General features: G+C 70.2%; 16 protein-coding genes. 5 read left to right on the forward strand and 11 right to left on the reverse strand.

Features of this window, described 5'->3' with window-relative positions; translation table 11 throughout:
* The first annotated feature begins 39 nt into the window (after positions 1–39).
* Positions 40–552, forward strand: coding sequence for a DUF1993 domain-containing protein (locus AC1DYN_RS19020; protein WP_477962374.1), 513 nt, complete (start codon positions 40–42; stop codon positions 550–552).
* A 7-nt stretch (positions 553–559) separates the two neighbouring features.
* Here the strand turns inward: AC1DYN_RS19020 and AC1DYN_RS19025 are convergent, their stop codons facing one another.
* A complete protein-coding gene (locus AC1DYN_RS19025; RefSeq protein ID WP_477962376.1) occupies positions 560–889 on the reverse strand; it encodes a hypothetical protein in 330 nt (109 codons plus the stop codon).
* 132 nt (positions 890–1,021) lie between these two features.
* Between AC1DYN_RS19025 and AC1DYN_RS19030 the strand changes: the two genes are divergently transcribed.
* Positions 1,022–3,448, forward strand: coding sequence for a penicillin acylase family protein (locus AC1DYN_RS19030; protein WP_477962378.1), 2,427 nt, complete (start codon positions 1,022–1,024; stop codon positions 3,446–3,448).
* A gap of 92 nt (positions 3,449–3,540) precedes the next feature.
* On the opposite strand, the gene AC1DYN_RS19035 is transcribed toward AC1DYN_RS19030, so the two are convergent.
* The 3 genes from AC1DYN_RS19035 to lexA are packed head-to-tail and all read right to left on the reverse strand — an operon-like array spanning position 3,541 to position 5,098.
* Entirely contained in the window at positions 3,541–4,095 is a 555-nt protein-coding gene (locus AC1DYN_RS19035; protein ID WP_477962380.1) for an isochorismatase family protein, read from the reverse strand.
* A 14-nt stretch (positions 4,096–4,109) separates the two neighbouring features.
* Positions 4,110–4,409, reverse strand: coding sequence for a helix-hairpin-helix domain-containing protein (locus tag AC1DYN_RS19040; RefSeq protein ID WP_477962382.1), 300 nt, complete (start codon positions 4,407–4,409; stop codon positions 4,110–4,112).
* A gap of 11 nt (positions 4,410–4,420) precedes the next feature.
* On the reverse strand, positions 4,421–5,098 hold the full coding sequence (gene lexA / locus AC1DYN_RS19045; RefSeq protein WP_477962383.1) for a transcriptional repressor LexA: 678 nt from the start codon (positions 5,096–5,098) through the stop codon (positions 4,421–4,423).
* An 80-nt stretch (positions 5,099–5,178) separates the two neighbouring features.
* Here lexA and AC1DYN_RS19050 point away from each other — a divergent pair, with 80 nt between their 5' ends.
* Positions 5,179–6,111, forward strand: a complete 933-nt coding sequence (locus tag AC1DYN_RS19050; protein ID WP_477962385.1) for an asparaginase — start codon at positions 5,179–5,181, stop codon at positions 6,109–6,111.
* A gap of 8 nt (positions 6,112–6,119) precedes the next feature.
* Here the strand turns inward: AC1DYN_RS19050 and AC1DYN_RS19055 are convergent, their stop codons facing one another.
* Positions 6,120–7,055 carry a lysylphosphatidylglycerol synthase transmembrane domain-containing protein gene (locus AC1DYN_RS19055; protein WP_477962388.1) on the reverse strand — a complete coding sequence of 312 codons (936 nt, stop codon included), beginning with the start codon at positions 7,053–7,055 and terminating at the stop codon, positions 6,120–6,122.
* 110 nt (positions 7,056–7,165) lie between these two features.
* Here AC1DYN_RS19055 and AC1DYN_RS19060 point away from each other — a divergent pair, with 110 nt between their 5' ends.
* Together AC1DYN_RS19060 and AC1DYN_RS19065 are read left to right on the forward strand one after the other, a co-directional pair.
* The gene (locus AC1DYN_RS19060) at positions 7,166–7,594 is read left to right on the forward strand and encodes a GtrA family protein (RefSeq protein ID WP_477962390.1); all 429 of its coding nucleotides are present in this window, start codon (positions 7,166–7,168) and stop codon (positions 7,592–7,594) included.
* Positions 7,581–8,249 (forward strand): class I SAM-dependent methyltransferase, encoded by a 669-nt coding sequence (locus AC1DYN_RS19065; RefSeq protein ID WP_477962392.1) that lies wholly within the window; start codon positions 7,581–7,583, stop codon positions 8,247–8,249. The genes AC1DYN_RS19060 and AC1DYN_RS19065 overlap by 14 nt, the downstream gene beginning before the upstream one ends.
* On the opposite strand, the gene AC1DYN_RS19070 is transcribed toward AC1DYN_RS19065, so the two are convergent.
* The 6 genes from AC1DYN_RS19070 to AC1DYN_RS19095 are packed head-to-tail and all read right to left on the reverse strand — an operon-like array spanning position 8,250 to position 15,912.
* Positions 8,250–9,539, reverse strand: coding sequence for an NAD(P)/FAD-dependent oxidoreductase (locus AC1DYN_RS19070; protein ID WP_477962393.1), 1,290 nt, complete (start codon positions 9,537–9,539; stop codon positions 8,250–8,252). It abuts the gene before it with no gap.
* Positions 9,540–9,547: 8 nt separating this feature from the next.
* Entirely contained in the window at positions 9,548–10,492 is a 945-nt protein-coding gene (locus AC1DYN_RS19075) for an NAD-dependent epimerase/dehydratase family protein (RefSeq protein WP_477962395.1), read from the reverse strand.
* Positions 10,493–10,508: 16 nt separating this feature from the next.
* A complete protein-coding gene (locus AC1DYN_RS19080; RefSeq protein ID WP_477962396.1) occupies positions 10,509–12,425 on the reverse strand; it encodes a hypothetical protein in 1,917 nt (638 codons plus the stop codon).
* Between the two features lie 3 nt (positions 12,426–12,428).
* Positions 12,429–13,172 (reverse strand): SDR family NAD(P)-dependent oxidoreductase, encoded by a 744-nt coding sequence (locus AC1DYN_RS19085; RefSeq protein ID WP_477962399.1) that lies wholly within the window; start codon positions 13,170–13,172, stop codon positions 12,429–12,431.
* Complete coding sequence (locus AC1DYN_RS19090) at positions 13,169–14,470, reverse strand: FAD-binding oxidoreductase (protein ID WP_477962400.1); 1,302 nt, start codon at positions 14,468–14,470, stop codon at positions 13,169–13,171. The genes AC1DYN_RS19085 and AC1DYN_RS19090 overlap by 4 nt, the downstream gene beginning before the upstream one ends.
* Positions 14,467–15,912 carry a UbiA family prenyltransferase gene (locus AC1DYN_RS19095; RefSeq protein ID WP_477962402.1) on the reverse strand — a complete coding sequence of 482 codons (1,446 nt, stop codon included), beginning with the start codon at positions 15,910–15,912 and terminating at the stop codon, positions 14,467–14,469. Before AC1DYN_RS19095 ends, AC1DYN_RS19090 begins: the two co-directional genes overlap by 4 nt.
* Positions 15,913–15,914: the final 2 nt, after the last annotated feature.

Raw genomic sequence — 15,914 nt, forward strand, 5'->3', positions numbered from 1 at the left:
AGGCTAGCATCCGCCCCCACACCCCTACCGGAGACCGCGATGTCCCTCACCATGTACTCGGCCAGCGTGCCGATCTTCCTGCGCACCCTCGGCAACGTCGGCAAGTGGCTGGACAAGGCCGAAGCCCATGCCACCGCGAAGAAATTCGACTTCAGCGTGCTGCTCGGCAGCCGCCTCGCCCCCGACATGCTGCCCTTCACGCGGCAGGTGCAGATGACGGCCGATGCGGCCAAGTTCGGCGCCGCGCGCCTGGCCGGCATCGAGGCGCCGAAGTTCGACGACGTCGAGACCACGCTGCCCGAGCTGCGCGAGCGCATCGCGAAGACGGTCGCCTTCCTCGAGTCGATCCCGTCCGACAAGATCGCCGGCAGCGATGACAAGGACGTCACGATCCCGCGCCGCGACGGGCCGCTGACGCTGAAGGGCGAGGTCTACCTGCGCACCTTCGTGCTGCCCAACTTCTTCTTCCACGCGACGACGATCTACGCGCTGCTGCGCCACAACGGCGTCGAACTGGGGAAAAGCGATTACCTGGGGCCGCTGCAGCCCTGAGGCCGGGTCAGAGCGGGACGAACTCGGTGTCGCGTCCGGCCATCGGGAAGGCGGCATCCAGCTGCTGGCGCACCACCTTGCATTGCTCGGGCGGCAGCACGGCCAGCAGGGTGTCGCTGAGTTCGAGCAGCTCGCCGATGTCGCCCGCGATGCGCAGCTGGCGCTTCAGCAGCGCGGCCGAGGCACCCTGCAGGCCCTCGGCCGCCAGCATGAAGCACTGCTTCATGTCGACGAACACACGCCGGGCCGCGACGCGCGCCAGGCGGTCTTGCGGCATGCCGGTGATGTGTTCGGCGGCATTCGCGTTGAAACTCGGCAGGGGGTGGGCAGTTTTCATGGCGGTGGCGATGGGCATCCGTGGCTTGGCTTTCGGCAGCCGCGCGCCGGGGTGTAGGCGCCAGGTCATTCTGTAAGCGTCGGTGCGGCGCAGATCGCACGAAAAGAGGGGCTTCTCGGGAAGGAACGAACGATGAAATGGCTGCGACGCGGGTTGGGAGTGCTGGTGCTGCTGCTGCTGGCGGGCGTGGCGGCGGGCTGGATCTACGCGCGCCGCACGCTGCCGCAGGTGGACGGCGAGCAGCTGCTGCCGGGGCTTGCGGCTGCGGTGCGCATCGAGCGCGATGCGCTGGGCGTGCCGACCATCCACGCCGCGTCGCGCGAGGACGCGATGTTCGGCCTCGGCTACGTCCACGCACAGGACCGGCTGTGGCAACTGGAGACGCACCGCCGCATCGGCGCGGGCCGGCTGGCCGAGGCCTTCGGCGAGCCGGCCGTCGAGACCGACCGCTTCCTGCGCGCGCTGGGCGTGCGGCGCGCCGCCGCGGCGCAGTGGGAGCGCGCCAGCCCGACCACGCGCGCGGCGCTGCAGGCCTACAGCGCCGGCATCAACGCCTACCTCGACAGCGCGCTGAAGGCGCGCCCGCCCGAGTTCGTGCTGCTCGGCCTGCAGCCGCAGCACTGGACGCCGGTCGACAGCCTGGCCTGGGCCACGATGATGGCCTGGGACCTGGGCGGCAACTGGTCGGCCGAGCTGCTGCGCATGCGCCTGGCGCTGAAGATGCCGGTCGAGCGCATCAACGAGCTGCTGCCGCCGTACCCCGGCGACCCACCGCTCGCGACGGCCGACTATGCCGCGCTGTTCCGCACGCTGAAGGTGGACGCCTCGCTCGGCCGCCAGGCGCTGGCCGGCGCCCCCGAATCGGGCCTGGAGGGCATCGGCTCGAACAACTGGGTGGTTGCCGGGGCGCACACCGAGAGCGGCAAGCCGCTGCTGGCCAACGATCCGCACCTGAAGCTCAGCGCGCCGGCGCTGTGGTACGTCGCGCGGCTCGATGCGCCCGGCTTCAAGGTGGCCGGCGCGACCATGCCCGGGCTGCCGATCGTCGTGCTGGGGCAGAACGAGAAGATCGCCTGGGGCTTCACCAACACCGCGCCCGACGTGCAGGACCTCTACCTCGAACGCATTCGCTCCGACGACCCGGGGCAGTACCAGACCCCCGACGGCTGGGCGCGCTTCGAGCGCTGGACCGAGGTGATCAAGGTGAAGGGCCATGCCGACGTCACGCTGACGGTGCGCGCGACGCGCCATGGCCCGGTGATCTCGGATGCCGGCGGCCCGACCGAGGGCCTGACCGGCCCGCCGAACCAGCCGACCTACGCGCTCGCGATGCGCTGGACCGCCCTCGACCCGGACGCGAGCTCGGTCGATACCGGCATCGGGTTCAACACTGCCGGCTCGGTGGACGAGTTCATCGCGGTGTCGGCCGGCTACGTCGCGCCGATGCAGAACATGGTGGTGGCTGACGTGCAGGGCCACATCGGCGAGGTGTCGGCCGGGCGCGTGCCGGTGCGCAAGCCGGAGAACGATCTGAAGGGCCTGGTGCCCGCGCCGGGCTGGGAGCCGCGCTACGACTGGGCGGGCACGGTGCCGGCCGGCGAGACGCCGCGCGAGGTGGACCCGGCGCGCGGCTGGATCGCGACCGCGAACCAGCGCATCCACGCGCCGGACTACCCGCATTTCCTGACCAGCGAATGGTCGCCGCCCTGGCGCCAGCGGCGCATCGAGCAGTTGCTGGCGGCGACGCCCAAGCACACCATCGCCAGCCTGCGCGCGATCCAGGCCGACGAGCTGTCGCTGGCCGCGCTGAAGCTGCTGCCGGTGTTGCAGCAGGCGAAGTCCGACCATCCGCTCGCCGCCGCGGCGCAGCGCGAGCTGGCCGGCTTCGACGGCACCATGGCGGCTGGCCGTGCCGCGCCGCTGATCCTGTGGGCCTGGACGCGCCAGCTGACGCAAGGCGTGTTCCGCGACGAACTCGGCCCGGCGCTGTACGAGCGGCAGATCGGCGGACGCAGCTTCCGCGAGGCGCTCGAAGGCGTTCTGGAACGCAAGGACGGCTGGTGGTGCGACGACAAGACGACCCCGGCGCTCGAGTCGTGCTCGCAGCAGGTGGACGCGGCCTTCACGCGTGCGCTCGACGAGCTGCAGCAATCGCAGGGCGCCGACGTCGCGCAGTGGCGATGGGGCCAGGCGCACCAGGCGCGCTCGGAGCACCGGCCGTTCAGCCGCGTGAAGCCGCTGGCGCGCTGGTTCGAGCTGCGCACGCCGGTGGGTGGCGATACCTACTCGGTCAACGTGTCACGCGTCGGGCTGAAGCCGGACGCGGCCACCGGCGAGCTGTACCTGGGCGAGCACGGCCCGTCGCTGCGTGCGCTGTACGACCTGGGCGACCCGGCGCGCTCGCGCTTCATGCACTCGAGCGGGCAATCGGGCATCGTGTTCTCGCCGCTGTACCGCAACCTGGTCGAGCGCTGGGCGAACGTGGACGACGTGCCGCTGTGGGGCGGGGTGGCCGAGCACACCTTGAGCTTGCAACCGATGGTGCCAGCGGCGAAGTGACCGACGATTCCCGGATTGGCATCCGGACTACGGTCCGTGCCGCCGATCGAGTCCTGTAGCCCGGATGCCAATCCGGGATTCGTCCATCACTTTCAGCGATTCTGCCGAGCCAGTTGCGCGACGATCTCGGCCGTGCCCAGCACCTGGGCACCCTGCGCAACCAGCGCCGCGTTCTGGCGCACGATGATCTCTTCGGCGCTCAACCCCTTGTCGGGCCAGGTGCCATGGGCATCGCCGGCCAGCGTCACGCCGTAGCCCAGCGCGAGCGCCCCCTGCGTGGTGTGCGTGACGCAGCACTCGCTTTGCAACCCGCACACCAGCACGCGGCGCACGCCGGCCTGGCGCAACACCGCGTGGAGTCCGGTGGCTTCGAAGGCATTCATCGCACGCTTGGACACGCGGGCCTCGTCGCCCAGCGGCGCGACGGCCGGATGCAGTTCCCACCGCGGCGTGCCGGGCACGAAGACGCCATCGTCCTCGCAGTGCTGCACGTGGACCACCGGCACGCCGGCCGCGCGCGCGGCCGCGATCAGTGCCGCCGAATGCCGCAGCAGGCGCGCGCCGTCGGCCATCGCGTCGCAGGCGACGCCGTCGAACGCGCCGGCCTGCAGGTCGATCACCAACAAGGCTTGGTCGGTGCCGCCCATCGTCACATCCATCATCACACCTGCCCGAACAAGGCTTTGCGCTGCGCGGTGTACGTCCACCACGGTGCGGCCGCTGCACCCCGCATGAAATCGGTGGCGGCCATGAAGGTGTCGAGCACGCACGGATCCTGGCGCTGCCCGGTGATCGCGCACAGGCGCTGGTAGAGCACGAAGGCATCCTTGCCGCGCAGGTCCTTCGGCTCCTGGATGCCGATCAGGCGCAGGTCGGCGGCGAGGGCCGGGCCGATGTTGGGCAGTTGTTCCAGTGCCTTGCACTCGGCGGCACTCGCCGCCTTCGGGGCCTTGATGACCACGGCAACCTCCGTCAGCTCAGCATGTTGTTGCGGATCAGGCCGACCGCCAGGCCTTCGAGTTCGAAGTCGACGTCGCCGAACGGCACGACGATGGGTTCGAAATCGGGGTTCTCCGGCAGCAGCTCGATGCTGGTGCGGGTGCGGCGGAAGCGCTTGACGGTGACCTCGTCGCCCAGCCGCGCAACGACGATCTGGCCGTTCTTCGCTTCCTTGGCCTTCTGCACGGCGAGCAGGTCGCCATCCATGATGCCGGCATCGCGCATGCTCATGCCGCGCACCTTCAGCAGGTAGTCGGGGCGGCGCGCGAACAGGCTGGCTTCGAGCAGGTAGGTCTGGTCGATGTGCTCCTGCGCGAGGATCGGGCTGCCGGCGGCGACGCGGCCGACCAGCGGCAGCGTGAGCTGCGACAGGCTGGGCAGCGGCAGGCTGAACTGCTTGCCGCGGCTCTGGTTGAGCGCACGCAATGTGTCAGACTGCAGGCGGATGCCGCGCGAGGTGCCCCCTACCAGTTCGATGACGCCCTTGCGGGCCAGCGCCTGCAGGTGTTCTTCGGCGGCGTTGGCCGACTTGAAGCCCAGCTCGTTCGCGATCTCGGCGCGGGTGGGCGGGGCGCCGGTGCGCTCGATCGCGCTTTGCACCAGGTCGAGGATCTGCTGCTGGCGCTCGGTGAGCTTGGGGGTTTCGATCATCGGAGCCTCTGGGGTTGCGTTCGAGGGTTGCGGACTGAACATCCATCCAGTGACTGTATTTTTATCCAGCTTCGTGAAAAATGCAAAGAACTGACGGGGTCATCGTGGTGCTGGGCACCGGCGGCACGATTGCCGGCACCGCGGCCGAGGCGGGCGACAACATCGGCTACACCGCGGCGCAGCTCGGCGTGGCGCAGTTGCTGAAGGCGGTGCCGGCGCTCGCCGGCGTGCCGCTCGAGGCCGAGCAGGTGGCGCAGGTCGACAGCAAGGACATGGACGATGCGGTGTGGCGTGCGCTGGCCACGCGGCTGGCACATCACCTGGCGCGCCCCGAGGTGGCGGGTGTCGTCGTGACACACGGCACCGACACGCTGGAGGAGACGGCCTGGTTTCTTGAACGCGTGCTGTCGCCGGTCAAGCCGGTGGTGCTGACGGCGGCGATGCGGCCGTCGACCTCGCTGCAGCCGGACGGTCCGCAGAACCTGCTCGATGCCGTGACGGTGGCGCAGCACCCCGCGGCGCGCGGCGTGGTCGCGGTGCTGGGTGGCGTGGTGCATGGCGCGGGTGACGTGCGCAAGGTGCACAGTTACCGCATCGATGCCTTCGACTCGGGCGATGCGGGCCCGGTGGCGCGCATCGAGGAAGGGCGCTTGCGCGTGTTCCGGTCATGGCCGGCCGGTGAGGCCTTGGGCGTTGCGCGGCTCGCTGCCCCGGCGTGGCCGCGGGTCGGGATCGTGCTGAGCCATGCGGGAGTCGATGGCGTGCTGGTCGATGCCTTGCTGCAGCAGGGTGCGCGCGGCATCGTGGTCGCGGGCACCGGGCATGGCACGGTGCATCGCGATCTGGAAGCCGCGCTGCTGCGCGCCCAGGCGGCGGGCGTGCGGGTGATGCGTTGCAGCCGTGTCGCGGCCGGACCGGTGCTGGGTCACCCCGGTGATGTGTTGCCCGCGGGGGGCGAACTGTCGCCTTGCCAGGCGCGGGTCGAACTGCTGCTGCAATTGCTCGGCGGGTGAGGGCGGGTTCAGGCGCGGGCACCTTCCAGCAGCGACACCGCCAGCACCCCGCAGGCGACTGCGAACCACAAGGACACCACGCGTATCGCCACCGCCGCCAGCGCCGCGGTGGCCATGGGCACGTCCGTCGAGCGCAGCACGGCGACGATGGCCAGTTCGGTCGAACCGATGCCACCGGGCAGCATCGACGCAGAACCCACCAGCATCGCGAGCGGGTAGGTCGACAGCGCCGCCAGCCAGCCCGTCATGGCGCCCAACTGCGCCAGCAGCAAAGCGAACGACAACGCCGACGCGCTCCAGGCGGCCAGGGCCAGCAACAGGCTCAGGGCGAGGTCCGGCGCGGTCCACCAGGCGCGGGAACCCGCCAGGCCATCGCGCACGCCGCGCAGCAGCCGGGCAAGGCGCGGATGTCCGCTGCGCTCCATGCGTTCCGCGGCGCCTGTCCAGCCCCGCGGCCAGCACGCCAGCCCGACGATCAGTGCCAGCAGCAGCCCGACGAACGCGGCTGCCACCACCAGCAGGCCGGGTTGCGTCAACGTCAGGCAGGCCAGCAGCAGCACGGCGACCAGGTCGGTCGCGCGTTCGAACAGGAAGGCCGAGAACACCTGAGGTCCTTGCACGCCGTGCGGCGCGTGGTAGCGGATTCGCACCAGCTCGCCGAGCTTGGCCGGGCTGATGGTGAAGGCGAAGCCCGCCAGATAGGCGAGCAGCCCGTGCCACGGCCCGAGGCGGTGCGGAAAGTTTCGCAGCAGCCAGCGCCATCGCGCATAGCGCAGACCGTACGACAGCAACGACAAGCCCAGCAACACCGGCAGGAGCTGCAGCAGCGCAGGCAGTGCATGCCGCAGTTGCGCGCCCGAGCCCAGCCACGCGAGCACCGCGCCGTAGGCGGCGGTCAGGCCGAGCAGCGCCAGCAAGGCGCGTGCTGCGACCGTCCGGAGCATGGGCCTGGGCTCCTTGCCGGCGGGCGGAGCAGGTCGGGTCGCAGGGAAGGGCGAAGGCATCGAGGCAGGGGACGGGGCGGGGGGGCGGGTCGGGTCCGGACTCACGGACAATGCTCGCCGTGATCAGGCATTTTCTCACCCGGCAGTTCCTGCGCTTCCTCGTGGTCGGCGCGACCGCGGCTGCGCTGCATTGGTGTGCCAGGTGGCTGCTCAGCCGGTGGCTGTCGTTCGGCACGGCCGTGGCCCTGGCCTATGGCATCGGGCTCGCGACGGCGTTCTGGCTGAACAGCCGCCATGTCTTCCCGGCCTCTTCCAGGCCGAAGCGCACGCAGGCGCGCGATTTCGTTCTGGTGAACCTGCTGTTCTTCCCGGTCGTCTGGAGCGCCGCGCTGGGCGCCGATGCGGCATTGAAGGCCGCCGGCATGCAGCGCCACACGCAGGAACTCGCCCATGCCTTCGCCGTCGCCTTGCCGACGGTTTTCAGCTTCCTCATCTACAAGTTCTTCACCTTTCGCACGGGGCTGCATGCAGAACCATGAGTTGTCGGCGCTGTACCGCATCCGCTTCGCCGAAGCCGGCCTGGCGCGCAAGAATGCCATCTGGCAGGTTGTCTGCCGCGACTTCCTGCAACGCCATGTGAAGCCTTCGGACACCGTCGTCGACGTGGCCTGCGGCCATGGCGAGTTCCTGAACAACATCGTGGCGGCCCGCAAGCTGGCGGTCGACCTGAACGAGGACGCTCGGCGCTTCCTGCAACCCGGGATCGCCTTCCACCTGGCCGATGCCACGCGCCTGGGCGCCATCGTGGAGCGGGAGGCGGACGTGGTGTTCACCTCGAACTTGCTGGAGCACCTGCCCGACAAGAAGGCGCTGGAGCAGTTCCTGGACAACGTGCTGCAGGCGCTGAAGCCGGGCGGGCGCTACCTGATCCTCGGCCCCAACCTGCGCTACCTGCCGGGAACGTACTGGGACTTCTACGACCACCACCTGGGGCTCACCCACCTTTCGCTCACCGAGGTGTTGCGGCTCAAGGGCTTCGAGGTCGAGCGCTGCATCGACCGCTTCCTGCCTTATTCGACCCAGGGGGCGCTGCCCACGCACCCATGGCTGGTCCGGGCCTACCTGCGCTTTCCCTGGGCCTGGAGGCTGCTCGGCAAGCAGTTCTTCATCGTCGCCCGCAAACCGGGCGGCTGATCAGCCCGCGGCCTCGCGGGCCAGGCGCCGGCCGAAGGCGATGCTCTCCGAAATGCCGCGGTCTTCGGGGTAGTAGTGCGATGTGTCGGCCACCCACAGGCCCGTCACCGGCAGCCGGGCCGGGGGCAGCCGGTCCAGGAAGCCGGGTTCGCAGATGGGCTGCGCGTACCGGTAGCGGCTGGCGTGCACCGCCACGAAGTCTTCGTCGCGCAGCGCCGGATTCAGGGTCAGGAGGTAGCGCCGCACCTTGGCGATGAAGGCCGCGTCCGGCTCGCCGTACATCGGGTGCTCGCCCGGCACGTAGAAGGGGACGTACACCACGTGCGCACCGTCCATCGGGCGCAGGTTGGTGTATTCGACCAGCCCGGGAATGTCCATCCGGGGGTCGTTCACGTTGACCCAGAAGTTGCCGCTCAGCGGCTTCGCGAGCTTCACGATCACGCAGACGACGGCGATGTTCTTCAAGGCGTCGAACTGGGCCCGCAGCGCGGGCGGCAGCGCCGGGATCAGGCGCGACACGTACGGCAGCGGAACGGTGCTGACCACGGTGTCGAAGCCCTGCACCTGCCCGTCCACCCTCACGCCGCTGACCCGGCCGGCCTCGATCGTCACCTCCTGCACCGGCGATTCCAGCCGCACTTCCCCGCCGTTGGCGACGATGCTCGCGCACATCGCGTCCAGCAAGGTGTCCGAGCCGCCTTGCAGGTGGCCGAGCCGCTCGTGCATGAGGCCGGCGCGCGAACTGCCGATGCGCCGGATGCGGCTCCAGATCCAGGCCGCGGACAGGTTGTGCGCATGCCCGTGGAACTTGAAGTCGAACAGGCGGCGCCACAGCGTGTCATAGGCTTGCGTGCCGATCCAGCGGCGTATCCATTCGGTGGCCTCCAGCCGGTCGAGCGGGCGCCAGTTGCGCCGCTTGATCGACACGAAGGCATGCAGCGCGCAGCGCAGCTTGGAGAGCCAGCCCAGCCCGCGGAACTTGAACAGCGCGACCGGGTTGCCCCAGGGCTGCAGCCGCCCCTGGTACCAGTAGGCCATGCGGGTCTCGACCCAGCGCATCCGGTCTGCCAGTCCGAGCTCGTCGAGCAACTGCAGGAAGGCCGTGTCGGAGGTGCAATGAAAGTGGTAGTAGCGCTCGATGCGCAGCCCGTCGAAATCGAAGCACGCAGCCATGCCGCCCAGGCGGTCGTCGGCTTCGAAAACCACCGGCCGGTGCCCGTCCCGCGCCAGCTGGTAGGCCACGGCCAGGCCCATCGGGCCGGCACCCAGCACGGCAATCCGTTTCGTCATCGCAGGCCTCAGAACTCGAGCACCACCCGGCCGTAGACCGGGTCGTTGAAGGTCTGGTCGATGGCGCTCGCGAACGGCGTGGCTTGCACCCCGAACAGCGTGGGCCAGTCGATCAGTTCGAACTCGTCCCTGGCCGTCAGCGCGGCCAGCTGTTGTGTCGTGAAGGGCGGATTGCGGTCGAACAGGCCCCAGGTCCACAGGGCGGCATGGAACAGCCGGTACGGCATCCTGACGATGGCCGTGCGGGCTCCGGTGGCCTTCCTGATCGCGCGAATGATGTCGATGTAGTCGATCTTCTCGCGCCCGGAGATGTTGAACACGCCCTGCGTGCCGCTGCCTTCGACGCAGCTGGCGATGATGTTGCAGAAGTCGCCTGCGTACAGCGGTTGGCGCATGTAGCGGCCGTGGCCGGGAATCGGGAAAACCGGCACCCGCGCCATGAAGCGCGCCAGCCAGCCCAGGTGCTTGCGGTCGAACCAGCCGAACATCAGCGTCGGGCGCAGGATGGTGCCGGGGATCCCGCTGTCGCGCACCAGCGCCTCCTGCTGCTTCTTGGTGTCGGTGTAGAAGTCTTCGGCCCCCGATTCGACGACCGACGAGCTGATGTGCACCAGGCGCCCGACGCCGTGCAGGCGCATGACCTCCAGCACACGGGCGGTGGACTGCACGTTGTTGCGTTCGAACTCGCGCCGGTCGGACCCGCCGATCTGCGCCTGCAGCATCACCACCGCGGCGGCGCCGGCAAAGTGGCGCGGCCAGTCCTGCGCGCCGGCGGGTTCGGCCAGGTCGACGAGCTCGGCGGTGACGTCGGGGTGCATGCGGCGCAGGATGCCCAGGTTCGCGGCATGCTTGTCCAGCACGACGATCTGCGTGAAACCGCGGGCCTTCAGGCGCGGCACGAGGTTTTGTCCGACGAGGCCGGCCCCGCCGGGAAGGATGATCCTGGTGTTCATGTCGGCGTGCCTGCGGTCATGGGGTGCTCGTGTCGAGGCCGGTCGGGCGGGGCAGGTGGCGCCTGAAGCTGACCGTGTAGTCGTCGTGCCAGCCCGGCATCAGCCCGACCGTCTCCAGCTGGATGGCGACAACGCGGCGGCGTTCGTCCAACCGGGCCTCGAACAGCGCGGCCACGTCTTCGGTCGACTGCAGCAGGGGAGACAGCATGAAGCCGCTTTCGGCCATCCGGCTGCCCAGGGGCCAGACCCGCTCGCTGCCGTCGGCCAGCATCGTTCGCAGGAACAACTGCGGCGGCTTGTACAGCAGGGCGGCCAGCCTGCCGGCCCAGGTAGGACGCAGCGTGACGGTCGCGAACAGCGGCATTCCGGGCGGAACCGGCAATGGCTGCCCGAGGGTGCCACGGGCGGCCAGGGGCGCCTCGAAATGGCTGTGCGCGGCGGGCATGCTGCGAGCACCCAGCACCAGCCAGGGCCCCTGCCGGCGCAGCAACGCGTAGTTGTCCAGCAACGCCGGCAGGCTGGAACCACCGTCGAGCGCGGGCAGGCGGCCGTCGATGGATTGCAGCCGATAGAGCAACTGGCGCGGCGCCCCCGGCCGGCGCAGGTGCGCTTCGTCCAGGCGGGCGAGCGCCGGCGTGTAGGCCACGTAGCTCTGCAGCGTCGGGCGAGGCGACCACGGCAGCGCCTGCGCCAGCACGCACGATTGATCGTTGGGGTAGATGTCGGTGTCGGCCTGCGGCAGGTCGCCGAGTGCGCACCCGGCGCGGATCGAGCGCACAGCCGCGTCGTAGCGGTCGGCCCAGCGGCCCGGCCTGGCGTTCGAGACGCGCAGGCTCAGCGGGTTGGAGGGGGCGCCGGCGAAGGCCTCCTGGCCCTGCCTGGCACGGTCGGCGGCATCCAGCGCGCACACCGCGCCGGCGACCAGCAGGATCGCCACCGGCCAGCGGCGGGTGGGGGGGGCCGCCGACAGGGTCGGCCACAGCAGGCTGACTGCAGCCACCAGGTTGATCGGGGCGATCAATGCATGGCCGTCCTGGCGCACGAAGGCGGCCTTGAACGAGAGGAAGAGGAACAGGCCCGTGATGCTTGTCGTCGCGACGCGCCGGCTGACCGGCATCTGCCGCTGCATGGCCAGTGCGGCCAGCAGGGCCGCGGACGGCACACCGAACAGCAGCAGCTCGATCGCGGGACCCTCGAAGGCCATGCCGTCGCTGTAGCCGGACACGATCTCGCCCATGGTGCCGGCGTAGGCCAACAGGTCAGGCAAGGCTTGCCCGGCCAGCGTCCAGAAGGCCGCCAGTGCGACCAGGGGGACGCCGGCTGCCAGCGCTGCGAACGCCGGGCGCCGCGCATGCAGCAAGGCGGCGGTTCCCACCGCCACGGCAAGAACACACATCACGGCCAGCGAGCCTTTCACCAGCGGGAGCAATCCGCAGGCGATCCAGGCCAGCACCAGCACCGGCAGGATCGGGGGCGCAGCTTTGCCCGGCTCGCCATGCAGCCACGACAGCAGCGCCAGGGTGGCCAGCAACGGCAGCGTGAGCAGCAGGCTGTCCGCACCCGCCAGCAGCAGGAAGAAGGCGATGCCGGCCAGGGCGGCTGCGCGGCCTTCGCGACGGCGCAGCAGCACCGCCAGGCACAGCAGGTACACGACGGCCACCAGGCCTGAACCGGCCAGCATGCGCGACAGCGTCGCCGGGTCGTAGACGTGCGTGAACACACTCGCATACGGGCCGAACGTGAACACGATCTCGCGTCCGAACGCGAGCTGGTGTGCCACGGCCTGGTTCAACGCGTACATCCAGGAGCCGTCGATGCCGGCGCGCGGCATGAAGGGTGCCAGCGGCACGCAGGCGTCGATGACCAGTAGCGCGATCAGCGCGAAGACGGCGTACCGCAACGCCGCGAAGGCCCCAGTGCGCGACAGTGGCATGGCTCAGAGGTTCATTCGGTGGAAGATGAAGCGGGGCAGATGCCGGATCACCATCATGATCAACGCCCAGCGACCCGGTGCGTACACCACCGGCCTGCCTTCGGCGATGCCTCGCACGATGCGCTGCGCCACGCCGTGCGGGTCGGCCAGCCGGGCGCCGGCGGCCTGCAGGTGGGCCGTCATCGGCGTGGCCGTCGGGCCGGGCTTGACCAGCACGACCTTGACCGCCTGCCCGGCCAGCCTGTGCTGCAGGCCTTGCGCATAGCGGGCGACCAGGCCCTTGGCCGCGCCGTACACATAGTTCGACCTGCGCCCGCGGTCCCCGGCCACCGAGCCGATCAGCGCCAGCGTGCCCCCGCCGGCGCGCGACATCGCCTGCACGAACGCTTCGGCGAACAGCGCGGGCGAGACGGCGTTGACGAGCAGTGCCTGCTGGTTGGCGAGCRGGTCCGACTCGCAGCGCGCCTGGTCGGGCAGCAAGCCGTGGGCGATCAGCACGATGTCCGGCACGCCCGTGGCGGTGATGTCGTCGACGCAGCGGCCGATGGCCGCGGGGTCGAGGAAGTCGGCCGTGACGATGCGGACGACGGACCCGGGGCTGCGCACCCGAAGGTCGGCGGCCACGGTCTCGATGCCGGCGGGGTCGCGGCCGATCAGCGTCAGCTCGACCGCCCCGGCCTCGACCCACAGCCGCGCACAGTGCCGTGCGATGCCCGATGTGGCGCCGACGATGGCGATCCTGTTCATTGCAGGCCCAGGCGCCGAGATTGCCCGGACGCAAACTTGCCGCTGGCATGCCAGCGCGCGCGGGTGGCCTCGAAGTCGGTCCAGCGCGGATAGCCGGTGCGGAACGTGGCCTGGCTCATGCGTGCGTCCTTGGCCAGGTAGTGCCGGCCGCCGTGCGACAGCACGATCGGGTCCAGCGCGTCGAGCAGCGCGAAGGCGGCTGGTTCGGCCTTGAAGTCGACCGCCAGCGTCCAGCCTTCGCCGGGGAAGGACAGCGGATGCGCATTGCCGGGGCCGAACGCCTTCAGCACCGCCAGGAAGGCCCCGCAACCGCTTGCCGAGATGCGTCCCAGCACCTCGCGCAAGCCTTGCATCGCGCCGTCGCGCGGCAGCATGAACTGGTACTGCAGCAGTCCGCCTCGCCCATACAGGCGGTTCCAGTCGGCCAGCCGGTCGAGCGGGTGGAAGAAGGGTTCGAATGCCACCCGACGCGTGCTGCGTCCGGCTTGCCAGCGGTGGTAGCAGAGCTGGTTGAAGACCCGTCCCGTGGTGCGCGACATCAGGGCCGGCGGCATGTCGAACGGCACCCGGTGCGCGTTGCGGTCCTGCACCTGGAGCGGGCCGTCGGCCGCGTGTTCGCCGAGCATGAGCAGCGACCGGCCGAGCGAGCTCCCGCGGGCGAGGCAGTCGATCCAGGCGACCGAGTAGGCAGCCCCTGCATGTTCCGCGAACCCGGCCAGCACGGCGTCGAGCCCGGGCATCTTCAGCGTCGTCTCGATCATCTCGCTGCTGCGGATCCGCTTCAGCCGCACGCTGGCCGACAGGATCACGCCGGTCAGGCCCATGCCGCCGCAGGTGGCGGCGAACAGGTCGGCGTGCTCGGTGGGTGAGGCCTGAACCCGCTCGCCATTGCCGAGCAGCAGCTCGATGCTGTCGACGTACCGGCTGAAGCTGCCGTCGAGGTGGTGGTTCTTGCCGTGCACGTCGCTCGCGATGGCGCCGCCGAGCGTCACGAAGCGGGTGCCGGGCATCACCGGCAGGAACCAGCCGCGGGGCACGAACACGCGCAGCAGCTCGGCCAGCGAAGTGCCGGCGGCGCAGCGCAGCACGCCGCTTGCCGGGTCGAAGGACTGCAGGCCCTCCAGCTGCCCCATGCACAGCATGTGCGGTGCCAGGCTGCTGTCGCCGTAGCTGCGACCCAGGCCGCGGGCGATCAGCGTCGGTGTCGCAGCGATCGCGTCGGCGCACTGGTCCGGGGTGGCCGGGAAGCTCAGCCGGGCGTCGATCTCGGGGTGGCGTCCCCAGCCGTGCATGTTCATGGCACGAGCGCTGCCAGCGCGAACACGGCCACCAGGCAGAGGGCCACGACCCAGCTGGTGCGATCGGTCACGGCAAACACGATCGGGTCGTCGTGCATCTCGCCGCGGTGGGCGATCAGCCAGGTGCGCGAGATCCAGAACAGCAGCAGCGGACAGGCCAGCCAGATGAACTTGGGCGACTGGTACAGCTCGGCGGTGTGGGCATCCTGGATATACAGCGCCAGCACCAGCACCGCGATGTAGCCGGCACTGGGGCCGAAGCTCGCCACGATCTCCAGGTCGCCCGCCCGGTATCCGCGGCCTTTCAGCGGGGTGTCCTGGCCGAGCTGGCGTGCGTCGCTCAGCTCGCTGAACCGCTTGACGAAGGCCAGGCTGCAGAAGATGAAGACCGAGAAAGTCAGCAGCCAGAACGACATCGGCAGGTGCAACGCCGCGGTGCCAGCAATCACGCGCAACGTGTACAGGCCGGCCAGCAGCACGACGTCGAGGAGCGGCACCTGCTTGAAGCGCAGCGAGTAGCCCACGGTCAGCGCGAAATAGGTGGCCAGGGTGGCGGTGAACGTGGGCGGCAGCAGCGTGGCCGACAGCGTGAAGGCGCTCGCCACGAGCAGCGGGGCCAGCAGCCAGCCGTGCAGCAGGCCGGCCATGCCGGCGGCGAACGGCCGCCGGCGCTTGCGGGGATGGAGACGGTCGGCGGCGACGTCGACCAGGTCGTTGCCGAGGTAGACGCCGGACGCCGTCAGGCAGAACGCCACGAAGGCCAGCAGGCTCTGCATCGCCGGACCTGCATCGCCATAGCGGTGCGCGGCGAGCAGCGGCACGAAGACCAGCAGGTTCTTCAACCACTGGTGGGGCCGCATGGCCTGCCACAGGGCGCGCCGGAGAGGGGGGCGGCCGGTGGCAATCACCCGCTCGACCGACGCGACGGCCCGGGCGCGCTGCACCATCGACGGCGAATCGCTGACCACGTGGGCGACACGCGCGGCCGCCCACACGGCGAGGTCGGCCGCATCGTTGCCGACATAGTCGAAACCGCGTTCGCCGTGCAGGCTGACCAGCAGGTCGCGCTTGTACCGGCCCTTCAGGTTGCGGACGCTGTCGCTGGCGAGCACGGCATCGAACAGGCCCAGGTGTGTCGCGATCTGGTCGGCCAGCGCCTGGTGGCTGGCGGTGGCCAGCACCAGCGAGCGGCCACGGGCCCGTTCGGCGCGCAGCCAGTCGAGCAGTTCTTCGTTGTAGGGCAGCGAGGCCGCGTCGATGGTGGTCACGCCGGCCAGCCGGGCCTTCAGCGTGTGCCGACCGCCGCCCAGCCAGCGCAGCAGTGCCAGGCCGAGCAGCGGCTGGCGGGTGACGAAGCTGTTGGCCGTCTCGACCAGCAGGTCCGTCCTGATCAGCGTGCCGTCGAGGTCGACGACCAGCGGGACCTCAGCGAGCCGTGTCATCG

This window comes from Rhizobacter sp. P2_D12 (assembly GCF_056404395.1).